This window comes from Virgibacillus necropolis (assembly GCF_002224365.1).
Taxonomy (GTDB): Bacteria; Bacillota; Bacilli; order Bacillales; family Amphibacillaceae; genus Virgibacillus_F; species Virgibacillus_F necropolis.
In genome coordinates this window covers 1,275,113-1,290,379 of record NZ_CP022437.1, presented here as the reverse complement: position 1 = coordinate 1,290,379, position 15,267 = coordinate 1,275,113, and the positions used below count along the sequence as shown (strand labels likewise).

Sequence of the window (15,267 nt, the reverse complement as noted above, 5' to 3'; positions counted from 1 at the left end):
TTCTTTCAAAACACGGTATCTGAACATCAGATACCGTGTTTTTTGGTTTTAAAAGAGGATAGTACAAAAGATGCCCGCTATCATCGCAACAGTCGCAAGCCCGAAGCTTGATAGCCAATGTCCTTTGGAAAAAGGTTCCTCTGGATTTACAGCACCTTGTACGAGATCCACGCTTTCCATAGAAAGCCAGTTGACAAAATCCGCTGGGCTATTCATCTTGGATTCTGCTCGTTCTTGCATTTCTTTATAAACGCCATAAAGATTTCTAGACTGACATAATTCTAATCCGATAAGGAGCCAAATTCCCTTTCCCCGTTTAAAAATAAACTTCTTTCTAATGCTTATAAAACTTCTCCATAAATACTATTACCCATTTAAATGATTGAAATTTCAGAAACTATTGATTTGTCAACCTGCAAATGGTTTACTTTATATAGTAGTAATTATTATTGGTCTTCTTTTTTGACAACGCTTACAAATAAAACAAAGGGGAATGAGAGAATATGGAGCAGCGTGAACAGTTAGTAAAGTCGTTGAAACCACACTGGGTTTGGGCAATTGCTTTTGGATCGGCAGTTGGCTGGGGGGCATTTGTTTTGCCCGTTGATTGGATGGGGATGGCTGGCCCGCTCGGAGTTATCATTGGATTTTTAATTGGTGCAGTTTTAATGATAATCATTGGTGTAAGCTATGGCTTTCTTATTGAGAGGCTACCTGTATCAGGTGGGGAATTTGCTTTTGCCTACTATGGATTAGGCAGATACCATGCTTTTCTATGTGGCTGGTTTCTAACTTTAGGCTATTTGTCTATCGTGGCATTAAATGCATCCGCTATAGCACTTCTAGGTAAATTTGTTTTACCATCAATTGTTGAGTTTGGATTTATGTACGACATCGCTGGTTGGCATGTATATGCTGGAGAGGTAATTATTGCAGGTATTGCACTGGTGATATTCGCCTTTTTGAATATGCGCGGTGCAAGCTTATCCGGGTTCACACAGTTCGTTTTTTGTATATCACTAATTGTAGGAGTAATCTTATTAACAATTGCCATGATACTCCATCCATCCAGTTCATTTTCAAACTTACAGCCTCTCTTCAAACCAGGCATAGGATCGATATCAGCTATTTTAGCCATTGTTGCGATAGCACCTTGGGCGTATGTTGGCTTTGATAACATTCCACAAGCGGCGGAAGAATTTGATTTTCCTCCAAAAAAATCGTTTAAAATAATTGTTCTTGCACTCCTTTGTGCTGGATTTACGTATTCCTTAACCATCATCGCTACTGGTGTCGGACAATCATGGACCGGCGCAGTAGCAGCTGGGTCTGTTTGGGGAACTGGTGCAATCGTAGAAAATGCTTATGGAGCAGTAGGCGTGATTTTGCTATCTTTTGCATTGTTAATGGGAATATTTACAGGATTAAATGGATTTTATATGTCAACCAGCCGTTTATTGTTTGCAATGGGAAGAGCCAAGGTAATTCCAAGTGCTTTCGGCAAGCTGCATCCCAAACATAAAACACCGCATGTTGGCATTCTATTTACGCTGGCAGTCACAATCTTTGCTCCTTTTTTTGGTCGCGAAGCATTATTATGGATTGTGGATATGTCTGCACTAGGTGTAACAATTGCTTATTTTTATGCTTGTTTCATAGCCTATAATCTTTTTAAATGGTCCAATCAAGAAGTAAAACGTGAAAGTGAAAAATCAATGGTTTCACCTGGAAGAAAGTTTTGCTCTTTACTAGGTGTCATCAGTAGTATATGCTTCTTCCTTTTACTTGTCGTACCAGGTTCCCCAGGATTTTTAGGTAAGCCTTCTTGGATTGCTTTATTCGTTTGGATTGCTATTGGAGCTATCTTCTTCCTTATACGATATAAAGGCTTTCGTGCCATACCTAAAAACGAGATGGATTACTTAATTTTAGGGGATTATGTTGATAAAATAACTACATCAGATACCGACGTAAAAAATATTGAGGAAATCAATTGAACTACCCCCCACTTTAACATCCTTACGGATTGTTTAAAGTGGGGGATTCTAAAAAAGACATGTATGGTACATGACCGTATCCCGTTCAACTAGGATACGGTTTTTCCATTTTTCAACTTCAACAGACCTTTTATTTCCAAGTCTGTAAGAGCCCCTGAAGCAAAAAGTTCGTTCCTAGAACGAAACCTGTCTACGTTGAAAAAATTTGAATGGTAGTACGAATTAGTATGTATACCTTTCAACGCATTCGAAATATACTTCCAGTGCACCCCATGATGAGCACCTGCTATCTTCTCCGGTAGTAGTGTACCCAACACTGGTGGAAGTTTTTCTTTAAAACCCATTGCTCTACGAGCAATTACAAAACTTGCTGCTTCGTGTATCGATATCCCTAATCTTTTCATGTACTTCATCTTACCTATTTGACTTGTATATGCAGGGTTGACTTCAAAAACTGCAATGTTCTCTTTTTCAGCTCGTGATTTTATTGCAGAAAGCATCTTTTTGTATGCGAAAGCAGACATCATCCTAGTTGCTTTTTTGTTTCCGTAGGGATTAGATAGCTTTGATGATGTCGTATTTAGTTTCTCAACTACTATCGGCTTATTTGTACGAGTAGCAATGTTAACGACCTCTATTGCTTCGGCTTCAATGATTTTCGTCGTCTGTCCACTTGTCTTGCCTTTCAAATCAAATTTTAAAGACCAGGAACCTAGGAGTTGACCATTCGAATTAACATTTGATACTGCGAAATGGTCAACGTTACAGTCAATGCCAATTGCTCCATCTGTCTTGGAATGATTCACATACGCTTTTGATTCTTCATCAAACATCGTTTTAAAGAGGTAGTATTCCCCATAGTCTTCTATTGCCCATGCTACTGGCTTCCCGTATTTCTTTTTATTCTTACATTTCGTCTGTGCAAGGATCCTACTTTCTACTTTTTCTTGACCATAAGGGAAATACAGGTTCTCAATTTCAACTAAGACACCTTTCGGTGTCTTGAAACGAAGCACTTTATTCGTTCCATCATAGTTAAAAACAAAATTTCCACAGCCTGAGTCCTTACGACCAGAAATGACCATCTTTCGGTATCTATTCTCTTCCCAAGTCTTTTGCCAAAGTTTATGGTTATCAATATACGTATCGACAGTGTACTGTGCTTGGAATTGTTTTTTTGAACCAAAGACGACGCTCGGTATTTTCGTCTTTAAGGATTCTAGGCTATCTTCGTATTTGTTCAATTTGAAGTTTAAAAAACCAATTCGTGTGTGGAGTCTTTTGATTTCAGTATCTAAGTATGTATGTTCAAATTGATACGTATGATAATACAAATCAGTCTTATTTTTGAATTGCACGACAAAGTAGTTACCCAACTTTTCCATTCTTGAATTTTTGGGGAATGATGCCTTTCCTTTTATGAATGTTTTTTTAATTTTTTTTAATGAAGTTAGTTTTGATTTGTCTTTTTTTATTTTATTTTTGATAGACTTAATTTGAGTCTCTTTGTTCTTCATGTATAGCTTCTTTAACTCGTCTAGACTCTTTTCTTTTGCCTTAGCCTCTTGAACGGCGCTATTAGTGTAGTAATCATCCAACGAAAACCTGTTTTTTACCGTAAGGTGCAAAGATTTGTCTCGTTTTTTTAAACCAGAGCGTTTTTCTTTTGTTGCTGTACTAAAGGCAAACTGCTTCGCTCTATTAAACACAAAGAGAGCATGACCAATAGCATCAACGTTTTCATCCAAAATGGTATTCTTATAGATACGATTTGAAAAATACGCCTTAATTCCCATAAGTCATGCTCCTGTCTTATTATATTATATTCATTATATCAGAATATACGTTCTATTTCAACGAAAACCTCCTTCGGAGTGGCGATTCATTCCCACTTAATACCGGTTTTAGAAACCTTCACGTGTTTGAAGTGGGCTCTTCTCGCCCTAATAAGATAACAAAAAATAACAAGACCATTTAATTGACATTTATTTGAGAGTCTTGTTTAATACTGTAATAAATATATTTCCTAAATTAAAAAGGGGGAAATTACTTAAAAAAATATATGACCGCTTTATTACTATCATTTCTTTTTCTAATTATAATGGGGTGTGCCCAAAACAGGTTGAGTGGGATAAGCTGCCTAATGCATCTATTAAGATTGTTGAAGAAGTATATAGCCACACTAGGCACCTGTTGTTGGAGCGGTACATGTATTAATACTCAAAGTAAACCCTAATGAAATTATAACATTCATCATTGATCACCAAGCAAAACCAAATCAAGTACATGTAACGCAGATAAGTGGGGGAAAAGAAACGGAGATCATGCTCAAAGATAGTCAGAGTCAGTTTACGGCACCTATAAAAAGAGCGTCTATTACTATGCTTACGGAGCGTGGTGGATAGATAACCAGGATCGGAACATATACTAACGGAGATGCTTTTTATAGCTTTACTTTGGAAGTAGATTAGAGAAATGTGGGGTATTAAAACTGACACTCACATAGAAAGTTGTAAAAGAAAAATCTCCGCACTGGTTAACTCCAGTACGGAGATTATATTTCTATTTCATTAATTACTTGCCCCAAACCCCATGATCTAAATGTTTGTATTTATCTAAGAACCGTGTAGGCATTTGCAATGCGTCTCTGCGGAATGGTGGCGCAAGTTGCGTACCATCTACATAAATGTTGAGAACAGCTGGCTGTCTCTTATCCAAAACTTCTTTTATAACAGGAGCAATGTCTTCTGGTTTATCAATTGTATATCCAAGTGCACCCATCGACTTAGCTACTTCAGCGAAATCAGGAGCTTCGATATCGGAACCAATAAAGCGGTTGTCATAATAATCTACTTGATTTTTCTTTTCTGCTGCCCATGATTTATTATTAAATACACAAGCGATAACAGGAATGTTTTGCTCAACTGCTGTACTTACTTCATGCAAGCTCATGCCCCATGCACCATCACCGACGATAGCTACAACCGGTGAATTCGGTTCTGCTAGCTGGGCACCAAGTGCTGCTGGATAAGCAAATCCAGTATTACCAAATGTTAAAGCGGCAATATGACGTTTTGTTTGATTGAACTTCAAGTATGCGTTAGCAGTTGACGAAACGTTTCCAATATCGGATGAAATGATCGTGTTTTCTGGTAACGCTTTCGTTAGTTCTAGTAATGCACGACGTGGGTTAATTGGACTTCCATCTTCCATAGCTAAATCGACCAATTCTTGTTCCCAATCCTCTTTCACTTTACTCAATTCTTCCAGACGATTTGACTTTCGCTCCGTGGAAGGTAATGCCACTTGTAATTGCTTATATATTTCATCACTCGTTGCTTTTGCATCTCCAATCAATCCTACTTCAACCGGATGTGTTCTCCCAATTTGACGCGGGTTAATGTCTACTTGAATGATCTTAGCGTTTTTTGGAAAATAATCGATGTCATAGCATGGCAACGTTCCGAAAACAGATAATCGTGTACCAATCGCTAATACAACATCCGCCTTTTTCAATGTGTGCATCGCTGCTTTCGATCCCATGTACCCGATTGGGCCAACTGCAAGCGGATGATCAGCAGGAAAAGCATCATTATGCATATAAGATACGGCAACAGGTGCTGTTAAATGCTCAGCTATTTTACCAACTGTATTAACGCCATCCGCATCGACTGCTCCACGACCGGAGATGATAACAGGGTATTCTGCGTCTTTTAGGAGTTCTACAGCTTTCTCAATCGATGCTGGATCACCGCTTCCTCTTGCATCTACACGATACTGATTTGGCTTTAGAATTTGGTCCTCTAACTCTCCATAAAATAGATCACGTGGTATATCGTACAATACAGGCCCACGCTCAGCATATGCAATACGGAAGGCGGTTCGTAAACAGTCTGCTACTCGGCTTTTATGTGTTACGCGTACCGTTTCTTTTGTAATATCTTCAAAAATAGATACTTGGTTCGCTTCCTGAAATCCATCCCATCCAATGGTAGGAGTCCCTGCTGATGGCGATATAACAACCATCGGCGTATGTGCCTGATTCGCTGCAGCGACCGATGTTACCATATTCGTAATCCCCGGCCCATTCTGCCCAATGATAACGCCTGCCACACCAGAAACGCGTGTATATGCATCTGCCATATGTCCCGCACTTTGTTCATGGCGAACTGGCAAAAACCGGATTCCTGCAGTTGGGAATAAATCAAGCATATCCATAAAGGCAGAGCCGACTATACCATAGACTTCCTTTATATTTTCCGCGACTAATGTTTCCACAATTGCTTCACTTGGTGTCATTTTCACCTTTTGGGATATTGCTTCTTTTACTTCTGCTTGTTGCTTTGCCATTTAAAATTCCTCCTTAAATTTAAAGTGGGGACAGTCCCCCACTACACTAAAGTGGTGACGCGATAGAGTGGCGGGGGACTGTCCCCACATGTCATTTTTCTTAACTCTTCAATAAATAATTCTGTTGTTGATTTTAAAATCTGTTCTTTTCGAAAGGCAATATAGAAATAACGATAAAAAGATATTCCCTGTATCGGAAAAGCTGTCAATAATTGCAGCTGCTCTTCTTTTATAATCGCATTTTTTGAAATAATAGAGACTCCTAAACCGGATTCAACTGTAGCTTTGATCGCCTCCGTGCTACCAAGTTCCATTACTACGTTCAACTCATCAATTGGCATACCCGCCTGGTTCAAATACTCTTCTACCACCGCTCGGGTACCGGAACCTTTTTCTCGCATAATAAGGGGCGTATGTTTCAACTGATCCATAGACAGTTTTATTTCATTAGATGAAAAATAGTTTGGTGCAGCAATTAAAATTAACTCATCCGCAAGAAAAGGTTCAACTATAATTTGCGGATCATCTATAGGTGTTTCAATTAATCCAACATCGATTAACTGATCTTTAAGATTGGCCACGATTTTATTTGAATTGGAAATATCCACATTCATTCGAATCAACGGATACAAATCCTTGAATTTCTTTAAATACAAAGGGAGAATGTATTCCCCAATCGTGAGACTGCACCCCATACTTAAATCGCCATGCATGATGTCCTCGATTTTCAGTATTTCTTTTTGTGCAGAATCACTTAATCGAATAATTTCCCTAGCGTATTTATATAAAATGACTGCTGACTCAGTCATCTCTACTTTCTTAGTAGTTCGTTCAAATAATTTAGTATTCAATTCTTCTTCTAATGCTTTAACCTGAGAGGTAATCGTAGGCTGGGTAACATATAATATTTTTGCAGCATCTGAAAAGCTCTTTTTTTCAGCGACAGCAATAAACGTTTTTAACCTCTCATAATTCATGCCTATCCCCCCTAAAATTCCCTCCAAATTAAAAGCATTGCTTGCTACAAACTACGTATCACTGAATCTACTGTTTCAACAAGGAAATCCAAATCATCTTCCGTACTAGTCAACGGTGGTGCTACAATAATGACGTTGTTTTGCCCCGGTACAGTGTCACCGTTTTTACCGATAATTAGTCCTTTTTTCTTACAAGCACCGATTATTTCAGCCATCTTCGCGTCGTCAAGTGGAACTTTGGATTGTTTAGTTGTTACCATCTCCAGCCCTAGTAAGAATCCGACTTGTCGAACTTCACCAACATTTTCATGATCGATTAACTGATGAAGTTTACCTAATTTGGATTTACCGAGTTCCCGCACTCTATCAACAATATTTTCCCTTTCGATAATCTCAATATTTTTAAGGGCTACCGCACACGCTGCAGGATGACCTCCATATGTTGATACATGACGAAAATGATTATCTTTTCCAGCTTCTTTAAAAGCCTCATAAATTTCAGATTTAACCGCGGTGGCACCGAGTGGTAAATAACCACTCGTCAATCCTTTAGCCATTGTTACAATATCAGGCTGTACCCCTTCTGCATGCTTAAAGCCAAACATTTCTCCTGTTCTACCGTAACCAGAAACAACCTCATCCATAATCAGCAGCACATTATACTTTTTACATATTTCCTCCACACGCTGAATGTATTTTGGCGATGGAATAATCACCCCGCCACCCGATATGAACGGCTCCATAATAAAGGCAGCGACTGTTTCCTCGCCTTCCCAATTAATCATTTCTTCGAGTAATTGAGCAGCCTTTAAATCAGATTCCTCAGGTTCACCGCCAAAAATCGACCGATAGCTGTATGGTGGATATACATGCAAAAATCCTGGAACACCTGGATCATATTTAACTCGCCGATTTGCTTGTGCAGTTGCGCTTAACGCACCAAGTGTTGAACCATGGTAGGCACGATAACGGGAAATAAACTTGAATTTACCAGGGTTCCCCGTTTGGTTATGATACTGCCTGACAATTTTAAAAGCTGTTTCATTCGCTTCCGAGCCACTATTTGAAAAGAAAGTTTGATAGTTTGCTCCTAGTAGCTCACTTATTTTACCCGCAAGTTTAACTGCAGGCTCATGATTCATCGTTAAAGGAGAATAAGAAAGTTTTTTCATTTGTTCTGCTGCTGCATCAATAATTTCCTGTTGACCATGTCCCAGATTCAAACACCACAAGCCTGATACGCCATCAAGAAACCGATTACCGGATTCGTCAGTAAACCATGATCCCTCTCCTGAGGATGCTACCACTTGTTCTGCATCTGGATTAAACCGATGCATTGCATTCCATAAGCGGGATGTTGTTTTTTCTACTACATTTCCTATATTCGCTTCCGTTTTCATCATTTTGGCCTCCATTCCATTTCGTAAATGATTGTAAAACTGTAAAGCCTAATAAGCAGAAACTTGATTACCTAAAACAATTGTTAATGGGTTGAAAGACATGTTGTTTGCACTAGTAATTATGGAAACCGCTTTCATTTCTTACTAAACCCTCAACTAAAACCTTATGCCCAGCGTTTACAAAAGCCGTAATACCTGATGGAGTAAGCCTTACCCGTCGTTCATTGTTTTTTATTTCCCGAGGAACACCAATTACCATTAGCACCACTCCCTAAACAAAATAGATACCACACAACCGCATTAAAACATCGTGACGTCCGTACCAGTTAAGTTGCGGTAATTCCAGTATAGACAATGCAAGAGTTGTTTTCAATATATTTATTAAATTCAGATATACAAAATCATAATATGTTTTATTTAAAAAAGTTATGAATAACACATTATGTTGATTCAGCCGAATTTTCGCGATAGGTTTATTTTAAATGTATACATATCGCTTCGGTAAAACGCTTGCTCTAATTCAATGATTTGTCCTGTTTGATCTTTGATAATTCGCTCTGCTTTTATCGCATGAGATCCAGGTGGCACGATTACATATTCCTCATCTTCACGCAGCAATTGACCGCTACTAATTGTCTGATTAGCCTCTGCAAATTGGATACCCAGTTCATTCTCAACCAAATCATATAATGTAGCATTTTCCAGATCATATTCGATTAATTTCTTTCCTAAAGTTACGGGATAATAATGATGCTCCACTCCAATCGGAATATCATCAGCATAACGAACTCGTTTAATAAAATAAGCTTCCGTAAAGCCTGTACATTCTTGAATATAGGTGGGTGCGGTAGTTTTATAATGGGTGATTAATTTTGCACCAGGTTTCTTTCCCATCTGGAGAATGGTCTCTGTTGTACTGCTTAAATTTCCAAGCCAATCATGAATAGGCTTCAATGAAACGAATGTGCCCTTTCCATGCCTTTTTTCAAGAATTCCTTCCCGGACTAAAAGGTTAATAGCCTCCCTAACTGTACTGCGACTCGTAGTATATTCCTCCATAAATTGCCGCTCACTTGGAAGCTGGTCAGTAAAAATTCCTCCCGCTACTTGTTTTTCTATAATAATTTTCAATTGAATATGTAGAGGTATGGAGCTTTGGTAATCTAGTGACACGAGTATTTTCCTCTTTTCCGTAGTTTTATTATAGGATAGCAGAGTTTTTGGCTAAATGGAAAGGTAACACTAATGTGATATAAGTAGTTTGGGTGTGGGAAGGTATCAAAAAAAGCGCCCGACATGGACGCTTCTCACTATACTCTTTTATCCTAACTCGGGGTAAAAGAGAACCTTCCCGTAGGAACCTTTTCTACTTATTATATTGTCGAAAGTCTCAGGGCCTTCAGCCAAATGCAATCGGTGGGTAATAATTGGTTTAACATTTAATTGGCCTGTACTCATATAGTGGATAGTCGTACTCCATTCTTTTCCGGGGAATGGGGAAGAAATAGCGTTCCATGATCCTAATACAGTTAGTTCGTTGCGCACAATTTTTTCAAAATAGAATCGTTCAATAGTGATATCTGCATACGGGATACCCATGAATACAACTTCCCCGCCCTTTTTAGGCAATGCAAATACCTGAGCGGATGTAACTGGTGATCCAGCTGATTCGATAGCAACATCAACACCCTTACCATCCGTGTGCGTTAAAATCTGTTCATGAGCAGGGAATTCCAATGAATTTATTAACACGTCTGCCCCTACTTCTTTCGCAATTTCAAGCTTGGAATCATCTATATCAATTGCATAAACCTTTTTCGCCCCAAAAATTTTTGCCCATTGAATTGCCAGTAATCCAATATTACCGCAACCCATTACAGCGACTTCTGCACCTGGTTGCATACTTGTACGGTAAAAGCCATGAACCACAACTGCTGATGGTTCAACCATTGCTGCCGTATCATAATCAACCGTTTCCGGAAGTGGAATAACGTTTTCAGCTGGTAATTTCACATATTCTGCATATGCACCAGGGTGTCTAGCACCTATAACAGTGAGTTCTTCACAGCGTGATAGTTCACCTTTTTGACAGCTTGCGCATCTACCACAATAAAAAGTTGGACATCCAGCCACTCGGTCCCCTACTTTAATTCCATCTACTTCTGATCCAACCCTTACTACTTCTCCTGCGAATTCATGACCAAAAGTCATTCCTTCTACGTAAGGTCCAAGTTTATTATATCTGGATATATCTGAACCACAAATACCAACAGCTTTCACCTTGATAATTACATCATTTGCATTTTCGATGACAGGTTCAGATGATTCTTCAAAACGTATATCCTGTTTTCCATAAAGATTTAGGGATCTCACCTAATCACCCCTTCTATAGCCTAGTTGATTGTTATAGATTAGCTAGCCGATCCATTAGAGTCTGATTTCTTTTTGTTAAAAATTAGTTTATATAAGGCGAATCCAACGATAAGTGTGTTAAAAATGACTTGATACTCAAAATAAAAATCACCTATTACTTCAAAGGGGCCCAGCATAAAATCCAATAGTGTATTTACCATTTTTTTCACCCTCACTTTTTTAACGATTAAGCTATTTCATTTAATCGTTCATTATTCTATTAATCTAGTAAGAAGCATTTGAAGTTTCACCGGAAATAATTGCGATAGCACCACTCGCGCCAATACGATTTGCACCAGCTTTAACAATAGTTAATGCATCTTCGTAATTGCGAACGCCTCCTGCAGCCTTCACACCAAAGCCTTTTCCAACAACCGAACGTAATAACTGAACGTCACTTGCAGTAGCTCCGCCGCCGTTAAATCCTGTAGCCGTCTTTACAAAATCAGCTCCAGCTTCGACAATCAAATTAGCAGCAGTAATCTTTTCTTCTTTTGTTAATAATGCCGTTTCAATGATAACCTTTACAAGTAGACCTTCAGAGGCTTTTACAACTTCACTAATATCGTTTCTTACAACATCAAATTCTTTTGATTTCAATGCACCTAAATTAATGAGCATGTCGATTTCTTCCGCACCGTTTCTAATCGATTCTTTCGTTTCTTCCACTTTTGTATGGGTGGTTGCCCCACCAAGTGAGAAACCAATTGGTACTCCGACCTTAATGTTATGAGGTGACAATAGACTGTGTGCATAGGAAACATAGTATGGATTTACGAAAACAGTCTTAAATCCATGTTCAATCGTTTCGTTACAAAAAGTAGTAATATCCTCCTTGCTTGCTGTTGGTTTCAAAAATGTATAGTCAATTATATTGATCAAATCTTGTTTATCCACTTAGCATCGCCTCATTTCGAAAAGTTTTATTCTACTGGAGTTAATAGTACCTTAATTGCTTCCCCACTCTTAATTGCCTGGTATGCCGCGTCCCACTCTGCAATATCAAATTCGTGCGTTACCATTGCTTTGGCATTTACACTGCCATTATTCATTAATTCAAGCGATGGTTCCCAGTCTGCAGATTTTTGGCTTCTACTTCCAACAACACGAATTTCTTTTTGAATGATTTTTTCAAGATCGAATTGAATTTCTGGTTGAGCAAAAAGTCCAACTTGACCGTATTGTCCTTTTTTACGTAATAAGTCAAGTCCTTGTTTTGCTGCAGGAACCGCACCAGAACACTCAAATACAACATCTGCACCATATCCGTTTGTTAAGCTATTAACAAGTTCCTTAATATCTTGTTTTTGAGTATCAACTGCATAGTCGATACCTAATTCTTTTGCCTTATCCAAACGTACCTTGTCATTGGTTAAACCAGTAATTAGAACGATAGCACCTCGGCTTTTAGCAACCTGTGCAGTAAATAATCCAATTGGGCCTGGACCAATAACAACAACAATGTCGCCTTGGTTAATTTCTGTTTTGGACACAGCATGATGTGTACATGCTAATGGTTCTGTCATTGCCGCTGATTGATAATCCACATTTTCCGGGAGCTTATGGACACTTCCCTTACGTGCGATTAAATATTTGGTGAAGCCTCCATCCTGCTGTGTTCCTAGTCCCTTTCGATGATTACATAAGTTGTAGTCGCCAGCTTTACAATAGTCACAATCCCCGCAAATATAGAAAGTAGTTTCTGATGTAACACGGTCACCAGGTTTAAATTCCGTAACACCTTCACCGACTTCCACCACCTCACCAGAAAATTCATGTCCTAATGTAACAGGTACTCCCACCTTGTAATGGCCTTCATAGGTATGAATATCGGATCCGCAGATACCTGCATATTTCACTTCAATTTTCACTTGGTTTTTACCGGCTTGCGGTTCTTTTTTATCTTGAATTTCTAAATTACCAAATCCGAGTTCTGTTTTTACTAACGCTTTCATTTGAACTCCTCCTTACCGTTTATTGTCTAGCTACAGCGCCTGTTTAATTAAATAGGCTAAACAATTTGAAGATTAACCAGTTAACGATATTACCACCCTGGTCAATACTAGAAATTTTAGCTGAACCTTCTGGCATCTCGAAATTAGCATTTGTAGCCATTTCAGTGAATATTGGTGCAACATCTGTTGCGATATATAGTGATATAGCAATCATAATCGCACCAACAATTACCGAATGAACAATATTACCTCGAGCAGCACCTACGATAAATGCGACAATAAACGGAATCGTCGCCAAGTCCCCAAACGGCAATACAGCGTTACCTGGCAAAATTACGGCCATTACTACTGTGATCGGAACAAGGATTAGCGCTGTTGAAATTACAGCTGGATGTCCGAGTGCAACTGCTGCATCAAGTCCAATATAAATTTCTCTATCACCGAACCGTTTGTTTAACCATTCACGTGCAGATTCTGATACAGGCATTAAACCTTCCATCAGGATCTTAACCATACGTGGCATCAATACCATAACAGCGGCCATCGCCATCCCGATTTCGATTATTTCACCAGCATTGTATCCTGCCAATGCACCGATTGCAGCACCTAAGAATAGTCCAATAAATATGGATTCTCCAAAAATACCAAATCGTTTTTGAATTGTATCTGGATCTGCACTCCAGTTCTTAACACCAGGAATTTTTTGCAGTCCTTTTACCAAGAAAATACCAGGCGCATAGGAAATAGTACTACCAGTTGCGATGGAAACACCTGGTAATTCATAGAATTCACTAACCATGGGTGCTGTCCAGTCAGCGACTTTAAGACAAACTATCTGGAACAATACCGCTGCGATTAAACCTTGGATAATGCTGTCTGAGATTGCATAGACCATTGCAGCCATGAACGTATAATGCCAGAAGTTCCAAATATCCACGTTCATTGTTTTCGTTGTTTTTGTAAGAAGCATAACAACGTTTACTACTAGACCAAGAGGAATGATAAATGCTGCTACCACGGATGCCCAAGCAATAGATGATGTCGCAGGCCAACCCACGTCAATAACAGTCAGTTCTACGCCTAATCGTTCAACCATGCCTTGCGCAGCAGGTCCTAAGTTATTAACAAGCAAATCGATAACTAAGAAAATACCAACAAAAGCAACCCCAATTGTTAAACCAGAACGAAATGCTTTACCTGGTTTTTGACCAAAAAATAATCCCAATAAAAATATTGCAACTGGTAGGATTACTGTTGCCCCTAAATCCAAAAATCCTTGTATGAAATCAACAAATCCTTGCATGTTTTGTCACCTCGCATTTTAGTAGTAAACCTCGATTTCTGGTACTAACAGAAATCGAGATCCTGATTAATTAACCTTTTATTTTTGAAGCTCTTCCAAGATTTGTTTTTTCGTATCTTCGGTTCCAATACCTGTTAGGAATGAGCGTGCGTTAATTACTGGGAATGGATATTCTTTCTTTGTCATTGCAGTAGTTACGAGTAAATCAGCTGTATCTACATAACCGCCTACTTCCGTAATCTTGATTTGAACTAAATCTAATTTAAGGTTATGTTCTTTAGCCATTTCTTCAATAGCACCATTTACAACCGTTGATGTTGCAATACCTGCACCACATGCGACCAATACTTGTTTCTTTTTCATTCTTACTCACCTCCTTCAAGTGCAACAAAGTCTAATTTATCTTCTAATAAATTTTTGATACTAGTTTTATCTTTTTCACTTACTAAGTACTTCAATGTATCTGGGTTTTGGAACACCTGCATCAATTTTTGCAATAAGGACAGCTGCGAATGTGCTTCATCCATCGCTAGCATAAAAACGATTCTTACAGGTGTCGTTTCACTATCATCGCCCATAACACCGAAATCAACAGCATTCTCTAAGACTGCTATACTAATTGTCTTTCTTTTTACATGTTCAACATCTGTATGTGGAATTGCTACAGAAACTCCTGCTGTTGGTAGACCTGTTGCAAATTCACCTTCTCTAGCAATAATTGCAGGAATAAAGCTTTCCTTCACAAGATTTTTTTCAACTAAGTTGTTACCCATTGCTGTTAACACTTCTTCTTTCGTATGTCCATCTACATCCAATAGAATGATAGATTCATCAAAAAATAATTCGCTCATTTTCAACACCTCATTATCCTTT

General features: G+C 38.6%; 12 protein-coding genes and 1 pseudogene. 1 reads left to right on the top strand and 12 read right to left on the bottom strand.

From position 1 onward, the window contains the following. The first annotated feature begins 503 nt into the window (after positions 1-503). The gene (locus CFK40_RS05910; RefSeq protein WP_089531431.1) at positions 504-1,997 is read left to right on the top strand and encodes an APC family permease; all 1,494 of its coding nucleotides are present in this window, start codon (positions 504-506) and stop codon (positions 1,995-1,997) included. Positions 1,998-2,086: 89 nt separating this feature from the next. Here the strand turns inward: CFK40_RS05910 and CFK40_RS05905 are convergent, their stop codons facing one another. From CFK40_RS05905 to CFK40_RS05850, 12 genes and pseudogenes are all read right to left on the bottom strand, one after another. After that, complete coding sequence (locus CFK40_RS05905) at positions 2,087-3,793, bottom strand: RNA-guided endonuclease TnpB family protein (protein ID WP_089531430.1); 1,707 nt, start codon at positions 3,791-3,793, stop codon at positions 2,087-2,089. Positions 3,794-4,571: 778 nt separating this feature from the next. After that, positions 4,572-6,347: a sulfoacetaldehyde acetyltransferase gene (gene xsc, locus CFK40_RS05900; RefSeq protein ID WP_089531429.1), complete on the bottom strand. Its 1,776-nt coding sequence runs from the start codon at positions 6,345-6,347 to the stop codon at positions 4,572-4,574. A gap of 41 nt (positions 6,348-6,388) precedes the next feature. After that, on the bottom strand, positions 6,389-7,324 hold the full coding sequence (locus CFK40_RS05895) for a selenium metabolism-associated LysR family transcriptional regulator (RefSeq protein WP_089531428.1): 936 nt from the start codon (positions 7,322-7,324) through the stop codon (positions 6,389-6,391). A 44-nt stretch (positions 7,325-7,368) separates the two neighbouring features. After that, complete coding sequence (locus tag CFK40_RS05890) at positions 7,369-8,724, bottom strand: aminotransferase (RefSeq protein ID WP_089531427.1); 1,356 nt, start codon at positions 8,722-8,724, stop codon at positions 7,369-7,371. 118 nt (positions 8,725-8,842) lie between these two features. Beyond that, a pseudogene (locus tag CFK40_RS05885) lies at positions 8,843-8,983 on the bottom strand (alanine dehydrogenase); the annotation flags it as partial. A gap of 191 nt (positions 8,984-9,174) precedes the next feature. Beyond that, the gene (locus CFK40_RS05880; RefSeq protein ID WP_089531425.1) at positions 9,175-9,897 is read right to left on the bottom strand and encodes a GntR family transcriptional regulator; all 723 of its coding nucleotides are present in this window, start codon (positions 9,895-9,897) and stop codon (positions 9,175-9,177) included. 147 nt (positions 9,898-10,044) lie between these two features. Next, positions 10,045-11,097, bottom strand: coding sequence for a galactitol-1-phosphate 5-dehydrogenase (locus CFK40_RS05875; RefSeq protein ID WP_089531424.1), 1,053 nt, complete (start codon positions 11,095-11,097; stop codon positions 10,045-10,047). A gap of 264 nt (positions 11,098-11,361) precedes the next feature. Next, positions 11,362-12,033 (bottom strand): deoxyribose-phosphate aldolase, encoded by a 672-nt coding sequence (gene deoC, locus CFK40_RS05870; protein ID WP_089531423.1) that lies wholly within the window; start codon positions 12,031-12,033, stop codon positions 11,362-11,364. Positions 12,034-12,059: 26 nt separating this feature from the next. Continuing rightward, positions 12,060-13,091 carry a zinc-binding dehydrogenase gene (locus tag CFK40_RS05865; RefSeq protein WP_089531422.1) on the bottom strand — a complete coding sequence of 344 codons (1,032 nt, stop codon included), beginning with the start codon at positions 13,089-13,091 and terminating at the stop codon, positions 12,060-12,062. A gap of 43 nt (positions 13,092-13,134) precedes the next feature. Beyond that, positions 13,135-14,394, bottom strand: a complete 1,260-nt coding sequence (locus CFK40_RS05860) for a galactitol-specific PTS transporter subunit IIC (RefSeq protein WP_089531421.1) — start codon at positions 14,392-14,394, stop codon at positions 13,135-13,137. Between the two features lie 78 nt (positions 14,395-14,472). Next, positions 14,473-14,757: a PTS sugar transporter subunit IIB gene (locus CFK40_RS05855; RefSeq protein ID WP_089531420.1), complete on the bottom strand. Its 285-nt coding sequence runs from the start codon at positions 14,755-14,757 to the stop codon at positions 14,473-14,475. Between the two features lie 2 nt (positions 14,758-14,759). Continuing rightward, positions 14,760-15,245 carry a PTS sugar transporter subunit IIA gene (locus CFK40_RS05850; RefSeq protein ID WP_089531419.1) on the bottom strand — a complete coding sequence of 162 codons (486 nt, stop codon included), beginning with the start codon at positions 15,243-15,245 and terminating at the stop codon, positions 14,760-14,762. Positions 15,246-15,267 lie beyond the last annotated feature (22 nt).